Here is a 7,695-nt window from a genome sequence, read left to right as displayed (position 1 = left end):
CTTTTTTTGTTTGGTTGTAAATTTATGTTAGTAAATTTGCTCATCTACAGTTATATACATAAAGAGGGGGAAAAACGATGAAAAAGTGGAAACAGTATGTATGGCTTTTGGTGCTCGTGCTGACGCTCGGATTAGCGGCGTGCGCGAATAACGCAGAGACGGCAAAAGAGTCAAAGCAAGAGGAGAAAGTAGCGGAGGCGGCATTTCCTGTCACAGTAAAAGATGCGTTTGGTGACGTGACGATTGAAAAGGAGCCAGCAAAGATCGTTTCGCTCATCCCGAGCAATACAGAAATTGCGTATGCGCTAGGACTTGGTGACAAAATCGTTGGTGTAAGCGATTTTGATAACTATCCGGAAGATGTGAAAAACAAAGAAAAAATCGGCGGCATGGAGTTTAATGTTGAAAAAATTATCGCGCTTCAGCCGGACGTTGTGCTTGCACACGCGTCAAGTGCACATAACTCTGAAGAAGGATTAAAACAATTGAAAGATGCGGGCATTACAGTCATTGTTGTGCCAAATGCGACATCGTTGAATGACGTGTATGCTTCCATTGAACTAATCGGTAAAGCGACAGGGACAACGAAAGAAGCATCGGACGTTGTGAAACAAATGAAGCAAAAAATCGATGCCATTGCTGAAAAAGCAAAAGAAGTGAAAGAAGAAGCAACCGTTTGGGTCGAAGTCTCGCCTGCACCAGAAATTTATACAGCTGGAAAAGGAACATTTATGGATGAAATGTTAACGATCATTCATGCGAAAAACGCGGCCGGTGATCAAGAAGGATGGCCGATGTTTACGGAAGAAGATGCCGTGGCGCTAAACCCGAATGTCATTATTACGACGTACGGTTATTACACACCAAACGCAGTTGAGCAAGTGCTCGCTCGCCCAGCATGGAAAGACGTTCCTGCCATTAAAAATAAACGCGTATATGACGTCAATTCTGATTTAGTTTCTCGTCCAGGACCACGTTTAGCTGAAGGGGTCGAAGAAATTGCCAAAGCCGTTTATCCAGACATTTTTCAATAATTACATCGTTGCACTAATCATTGCGATGGCTGCCATATTGTTAGGGATATCGATTGGATCACAATCGATTCCCTTTTCTTCTATATGGGGGACATTCATTCATACACCGACAGTGCCTGCTACGGATTCGCAAATCATTGTTTCGATTCGTCTACCGAGGGTTGTGCTCGCTTTTTTCATCGGGGCAGCTTTAGCTGTGGCGGGCGTTGCTTTTCAAGGGTTATTGAAAAACGTTCTTGCTGATCCGTACACGATCGGTGTCTCATCTGGGGCAGCTGTCGGAGCGGTCATCGTTTTCTTCTTTCACCTTTATTTGCCGCTTCTCGGACGTTTTACGTTGCCGATCGTTAGCATTATATTTGCACTCGTGACTTTATTGTTCGTTTTGTTGTTCGCTCGTCTTGCCGAGCGAAATATGGCAATGGAGACGATTGTTTTAATCGGGATTATCATGAACGCTTTTTTCGGTTCACTTATTTCGCTCATGGTTGCTTTAAGTGGGGAGGAGTTGCGCCAAGTCATTGGCTGGCTTATGGGGAGCGTGGCGATGCGCGGTTGGTCGTACGTTTCCTTGTTTTTCCCGTTTTTCTTGATCGGTTCTATCGGTTTATTTGTTCACATTCGCGAGTTAAACGCATTTTCGTTTGGAGAACAAGCAGCGGCAAATATTGGCGTGCATGTGTTACAGCGAAAACTATTTATTTTGTTAAGTGCATCGCTACTTACAGGAGCAGCTGTGGCCGTATCGGGAACGATCGGATTTGTTGGTCTTGTCACTCCTCATATGACGCGCCTTATTTGTGGGGCGAATCATAGAAGATTATTGCCGCTTTCTTTTTTGTACGGAGGAACGTTTCTCGTATTAGCAGATTTAGTTGCACGAACGATGATTGCGCCACGAGAGCTGCCAATCGGGGTCATTACGTCGTTTATTGGCGCTCCATTGTTTGCGATATTGTTATTTAAAAGTTTAAGGCGGAAGACGTGATCAAAATGATAAATGTGAAGCATGTTTCGTATCAATATGGTGAAAAAAAAGTGTTGGAAGATGTTTCGTTTACCGTTTACGAAGGGGAGTTTTTCGGTATTTTAGGACCGAACGGAAGCGGGAAAACGACGCTAATGAAACTGATGAGCCGTGAACTTCCTTTGCAACAAGGGGTTATGTTTGTTTACGGTCAACCGATTGAGACGTATAAACCGAGACAGTATGCAAAGCTCGTTGCGACGTTACCTCAACATACGGACATTTCGTTTGGGTATACGGTAAAAGAAATGGTTGAACTCGGTCGTTATCCGTATCAGTCATCGCTTTTACCGCGCTGGACAAACGAGGATGAACAAACTGTTACTGAAGCGATTCATTCCGTTACATTGGCGCATAAACAACATGTACGGTTAGAGCAATTAAGCGGCGGGGAGCGTCAGCGCGCTGCCCTCGCGCGGTCGTTAGCGCAACAACCGCGCGTATTGCTTCTAGATGAACCGACGAACCATATGGATGTGGCGCAGCAGTTTAAATTGCTCAATTTATTGAAACAGTCAGGACTTACCGTTGTAGCTATTTTTCACGATATAAATATTGCCTCGCTTTATTGCGACCGCCTTCTTTTATTGAAAGATGGAAAAGCTGTGGCATGCGGAACGCCGCGGGAATTGTTGAGCGAATCAATGATTGAGTGCGTATTTGAAACAAAAATGAAACGTCACGAACACCCGGTTTTACCGAAGCCGCTCGTCACATTCGTTCCATTTTCTACGCCGCATATAGACGAAGGATTATGGCACGTCAAAGAACATGAAACGATGCTCGTCGTAGAGACAGCTAAGCCGTTTAAAGTGCTTTCATCGGCGCTTGTTGGTGGTGGTGTACGTTGGGCAACGACGTTCGTCAATCGTCACGTTTCGCTTGACTACCGCTGTGACGATGCTGAGCAGGAAATGATTCAATTTTTGAAGCAACACGGTTTTCGTGAGCAATGGACGGTCGGCATGATGACCGCTGTCGATGTAAAAGATGTTGCGTTTTCATCTATTGATGAAGATGTTCGTCTTTTTGTTGCGGTGACCGCTGGAGTTGGAAATGCGGTAGATAGTGCAAATGCTTGGCGGCGCACAGATGTAGTCGCTTCTCCTGGGACGATTAATACGTTCGTTTTTATCGATGGTCATTTATCAGAAGCTGCGTTCGTGCAAGCGCTAATAACTGCAACAGAAGCAAAAGCAAAAGCGTTGTATGATAAACAAGTCGTCGATCCGCAAACGAATACGATCGCGACAGGAACATCAACTGATTCTGTTGCCATCGCTGCTTCTCAACAAGGAACATGTTATGCATACGCTGGAACGATTACACCAATTGGTAAACAGCTTGCACGTGCAGTATATGAAGCGACGCAAACAGCTATTGACAGCTATCGAAAGCGAAAGGGGGAACAACGATGACGCACGTATGGGCTGTCATCATTGCCCTTTTGTTTGATCGGCGATTTGCTGACCCTCATCGTTTTCATCCAGTATGTTGGATTGGACAGTCGATTGCTTATATTGATCGCCATTGGAATAAAGGGAGATGGCGCAAATGGAAGGGAGTATGGGCATCATTTATCGTTTGTGCGTTAACGTTTATCGTTAGCTATGCAATTATCGCTATTTCATATCGACTGTCGACAATATTTGGCGTTTTCATGGAAGCGCTCATCATTTTTACTTCTATTGCCCCGACAAGCTTGGCAAGAGCGGCATATGATGTGCTCCACCCACTAGAACAGGGCGACATAAACGAAGCAAGAAAAAAAGTAGGGATGATCGTTGGACGCGACACCGAGGCGCTACAAGAAGAAGAAATTGTGCGAGCGTGTGTAGAGACGGTTGCAGAAAATACGAGTGACGGAGTGACGGCACCGTTGTTTTATGCGTTCATTGGCGGCGGAGCTCTCGCAATGTTGTATCGAGCAGTAAATACGTGCGATTCGATGCTCGGATATAAAAATGAACGGTATGCCCAATTTGGTTGGGCTTCAGCTCGCTTAGACGACGCGTTCAATTACGTTCCTGCGCGACTGACAGCGTGTGTGATGTTGCTTATTCATCGCGCAAATACGCGCATGTGGAAACTATTATTTCGCGATGCTCGCAACCATCCAAGCCCAAATAGCGGATGGTGCGAGGCGGCGATGGCCGCACTACTAGGCGTTCAGCTCGGAGGGGTGAATACATACAACGGGGTTATATCCGTTCGGCCAACGATTGGTGATGCATCCGTTCCGCTGAAATGTGAGCATATTAAGCAAGCGGTGGCGATAATGAGACGTACAACAATAGCTTTTACGATCGGGGGGAGTTTGCTTGCAGTTGCCTGCACATGGGGCTAATCCGCGTCGTTTATACGAAGCGATGCATATGGATATGCCGAGTTCGTATATCGATTTTAGCGTAAATGTGAATCCGTTTCCGCTTCCAGACGAATATATGCCAACCGAACAACAATGGGTTCGCTGGATGAGTGTATACCCTGAAGAGCGAAGCGAAACGCTTCGAGCAATCATTGCCGAACGAGAACATGTAACGCGCTCAAACGTATTTGTTGGCAATGGTGCTGCAGAATGCATTTATTTGCTTGCTCAACAGTTTGCTAAAAAACATATCGGCATCATCGAGCCGACGTTTTCAGAATATCGGCGCGCATGTGAGACGTACGGTTGTACGATCCATTCGTTTTTGTTAGATGAACATGGACAACCGCCAATCGATCAAATCATCGAGCGTTTATCGTCTTTACATGCACTATTTCTGTGCCATCCGAACAATCCGACAGGGACGGTCTGGCCAAAAGAAACGATGTATGCTTTGTTGAAAGCCGCACATGATGAAAGGGTATTTGTCATTGTCGATGAAGCTTTTTACGATTTTTGGCTTGATGGCTATTCCGTTTCGTCTGATTTGCCTATGTTTGACCGCTTAATTGTATTGCGCTCGTTAACGAAAATGTATCGATTGCCAGGTGTACGGCTCGGTTATGTGCTCGCACATGAATATGTCATAAAACAGATGATGGAAAAGCAGCCACCGTGGAGCGTCAATACGGTCGCGCAACAACTAGGCGAACGACTGTTGCGAGATGATGAGTTTGTGCGCCGAACAAAAGTGCGTATTGCATCGGAACGAGACCGGCTATTTACGCAATTTGCTAAACTTAGCTACATTCATTCTCCGTCTGTTGTAAACTTTTACATATTGCAAGATGAGACGATGACGCTTTTTCCATTTCTTTTGCAACATGGTATTGTTGCGCGTCATACGTTGAATTTTCGCGGGCTTGCCGGGAAATATATTCGTCTCGCCGTTCGAACGAAAGAAGAAAATGACCGCTTACTTTCTTATTTAAGAAGGTGGAATACGTGATCGTATTTATTAGCGGTGGAGTGCGTAGCGGTAAATCTTCGTTTGCGGAACAATGTGCCAAAACGATCGCACAAGAAACATGCTCGCTTCATTATATCGCGACAGCGATGCGTACCGATAAGGAAATGGAAGCGCGCATTGCCCATCATCAACACGAGCGGCAATACGATCGATGGCAAACGTGGGAACAACCGTATGATCTTGATGTGCTCCTTCCTATTTTTTCTGAGCGTCATGTCGTTTTGCTTGATTGTTTAACGAATTTATGGGCAAATGAGTTATTTCGCGATGACGAATGGAATGTACATGTAAAAGTGCCGCGCATCGCCCAGCAAATAAAACAATTAGGCGAAAAAGTGAAAGCGCTCATTGTTGTGAGCAATGAACTATTTTGTGATGGTGTGCCGAAAGAGCGGGGGACATACGCATATATGCACGGACTCGGTTTGCTTCATCAACACATTGCGGCATGGAGCGATGTTGCTATATTGATGAAATACGGTTTGCCGATCGTAAAGAAAGGAAGATGGCCATGTGGCGCGGAATCATATTAGCGGTACAGTTTTTAACTGTTCTCCCGGTACGAATGCAAGTGGACTGGAATGAACGAACAGGGCGCATAGCTGTGTTGTCGTTTCCGCTCGTCGGTGCAATGATTGGGGCGCTTCTCGTTGCCCAACATGCGTTATTATTCGGTCATGTTTCTTTGCTCGTTTTATCATTTTTACTATTATTTTCATCTATCTTTTTTTCAGGTGGATTGCATGCGGACGGCTGGATGGATTGTAGCGATGCATATTTTTCGTATCGCGATCAACAACGACGCCTCGAAATTATGAGCGACCCGCGCGTCGGGGCGTTTGCGGTGCTCTCGCTTTTCTTTTTGCTCGGCTTTCGTTTCATTTTTATGTTTGAGACGATCGCACATTTCTCGCTATTTTCTCTTTTTTGCCTTCCGCTCCTTTCGCGTCTCGGGATGACGTTGCTTTTATTGACTGCGCCGCTCGCGAAACAAACCGGAATGGCAGCATCTTTTCGTCAACATGTTGACCATCGCTTTGTGCCGTTTGTTGCTATGTATGGGGGCGTTTGCTTATTTTCGCGTGAGACGCTCGTTTTGTTTTTGGCGCTTATGTTGTTTTATGTGATAGCGAAAGCGTTTGTCGTAAAACAGTTTGGTGGAGTAACTGGCGATGTGTTAGGAGCGTTTATTGAAGGGAGCGAAACGTTTTTATGGTTCGTCATTTGGCTATTACATGCATTCGCCATTTTATAACGAAGGAAAATGAGGCGAAACAATATATCGGATGGACGAATGTGCCGATTGTGAAAAAGCCGAATGTGTCGCACTCGTTACACGCCGATGTCGTGATTACAAGTGACTTGCTTCGTTGTCGACAAACAGCTCATCTTCTTTTTCCTCATGCTTTGATCGAATGTTCGTATCGTTGGCGCGAATTGAATTTTGGCGATTTTGAAGGAAAAACGTACGCCGAGTTACAGACGGTCGAGTCATATCGGCGATGGATAGATGATCCCATTCACCATTCACCACCAAATGGCGAATCGTTTCGCGATTTTCAAGGGCGTATCGAACGAGCGATCGATGATCTCATTAGCCGCTCGGCTTCTCATATTATCGTTGTGACGCATGGGGGAGTCATACGTTACTTATTGTCGCAGTACGCTCCTAAAACACGTCCGTTTTGGGAATGGCACGTTCCGTTTGATGAAGGAGTAACACTTTGCAATACGAACGAGCGATGGAAGGAGAGAAAGCGATGCATTTCGTTAGCGGCGGTGCGTTTCAAGGAAAACGAAAATGGGTAAACGCATATTATTCACTAACGCATACCCCACATGTTTGGTATTGTGCGTATAAACGACCACTTCCGCTTCCCCATGATGAAAAAACGGCATCTGTTGTTGTGCTAGAAGGAATAGAACAATGGATTCGCGAATATTTTCTCCCTTATGCAGATGAGCAAAAAAAAGCAATGATGTCGTATGTGCACGCATGGGAGCAATGGGAAAAAGAAGGGGAGCGGACGGTCGTTTGGATCGGATGCGATATCGGACAAGGGATCGTCCCGATTGAGGCACATGAACGAGCGTGGCGAGATGTGGTCGGTTGGGCGTATCAACAATTGGCGCGCATATGTAGCCGTGTTGATTACGTATGGTGTGGGATGAATGAACAAATCAGGTAGTGTCAAAAATTCTATGAAAAGTACCGATGAGCGACTTGTTACAGGAA

9 protein-coding genes are annotated in these 7,695 nt (G+C 45.5%); all 9 read left to right on the top strand.

Features of this window, described 5'->3' with window-relative positions:
- The first annotated feature begins 77 nt into the window (after positions 1 to 77).
- From V7Z64_RS10285 to V7Z64_RS10245, 9 genes are read left to right on the top strand one after another with little or no spacing between them, the layout of a single operon-like run.
- Positions 78 to 1,034, top strand: coding sequence for an ABC transporter substrate-binding protein (locus V7Z64_RS10285; protein ID WP_297992478.1), 957 nt, complete (start codon positions 78 to 80; stop codon positions 1,032 to 1,034).
- Positions 1,000 to 2,022, top strand: coding sequence for a FecCD family ABC transporter permease (locus V7Z64_RS10280; RefSeq protein WP_297992480.1), 1,023 nt, complete (start codon positions 1,000 to 1,002; stop codon positions 2,020 to 2,022). The genes V7Z64_RS10285 and V7Z64_RS10280 overlap by 35 nt, the downstream gene beginning before the upstream one ends.
- 5 nt (positions 2,023 to 2,027) lie before the next feature.
- Positions 2,028 to 3,479: an adenosylcobinamide amidohydrolase gene (locus tag V7Z64_RS10275; protein WP_297992497.1), complete on the top strand. Its 1,452-nt coding sequence runs from the start codon at positions 2,028 to 2,030 to the stop codon at positions 3,477 to 3,479.
- Positions 3,476 to 4,408, top strand: coding sequence for an adenosylcobinamide-phosphate synthase CbiB (gene cbiB / locus V7Z64_RS10270; protein WP_297992482.1), 933 nt, complete (start codon positions 3,476 to 3,478; stop codon positions 4,406 to 4,408). Before V7Z64_RS10275 ends, cbiB begins: the two co-directional genes overlap by 4 nt.
- Positions 4,383 to 5,438, top strand: a complete 1,056-nt coding sequence (cobD, locus tag V7Z64_RS10265; protein WP_297992485.1) for a threonine-phosphate decarboxylase CobD — start codon at positions 4,383 to 4,385, stop codon at positions 5,436 to 5,438. Before cbiB ends, cobD begins: the two co-directional genes overlap by 26 nt.
- Positions 5,435 to 5,992, top strand: coding sequence for a bifunctional adenosylcobinamide kinase/adenosylcobinamide-phosphate guanylyltransferase (locus V7Z64_RS10260; RefSeq protein WP_297992488.1), 558 nt, complete (start codon positions 5,435 to 5,437; stop codon positions 5,990 to 5,992). The genes cobD and V7Z64_RS10260 overlap by 4 nt, the downstream gene beginning before the upstream one ends.
- On the top strand, positions 5,965 to 6,714 hold the full coding sequence (locus tag V7Z64_RS10255) for an adenosylcobinamide-GDP ribazoletransferase (protein WP_297992491.1): 750 nt from the start codon (positions 5,965 to 5,967) through the stop codon (positions 6,712 to 6,714). The genes V7Z64_RS10260 and V7Z64_RS10255 overlap by 28 nt, the downstream gene beginning before the upstream one ends.
- A complete protein-coding gene (locus V7Z64_RS10250) occupies positions 6,672 to 7,268 on the top strand; it encodes a histidine phosphatase family protein (RefSeq protein ID WP_297992492.1) in 597 nt (198 codons plus the stop codon). Before V7Z64_RS10255 ends, V7Z64_RS10250 begins: the two co-directional genes overlap by 43 nt.
- Positions 7,220 to 7,648 carry a bifunctional adenosylcobinamide kinase/adenosylcobinamide-phosphate guanylyltransferase gene (locus tag V7Z64_RS10245; RefSeq protein WP_297992494.1) on the top strand — a complete coding sequence of 143 codons (429 nt, stop codon included), beginning with the start codon at positions 7,220 to 7,222 and terminating at the stop codon, positions 7,646 to 7,648. The genes V7Z64_RS10250 and V7Z64_RS10245 overlap by 49 nt, the downstream gene beginning before the upstream one ends.
- Positions 7,649 to 7,695: the final 47 nt, after the last annotated feature.

Origin of the sequence: Anoxybacillus sp., from assembly GCF_036834105.1 — a bacterium.
Classification (GTDB): Bacteria; Bacillota; Bacilli; order Bacillales; family Anoxybacillaceae; genus Anoxybacillus.
Note: the sequence above shows the minus strand (reverse complement) of the source record. Positions and strands in the feature narration are given on the sequence as shown.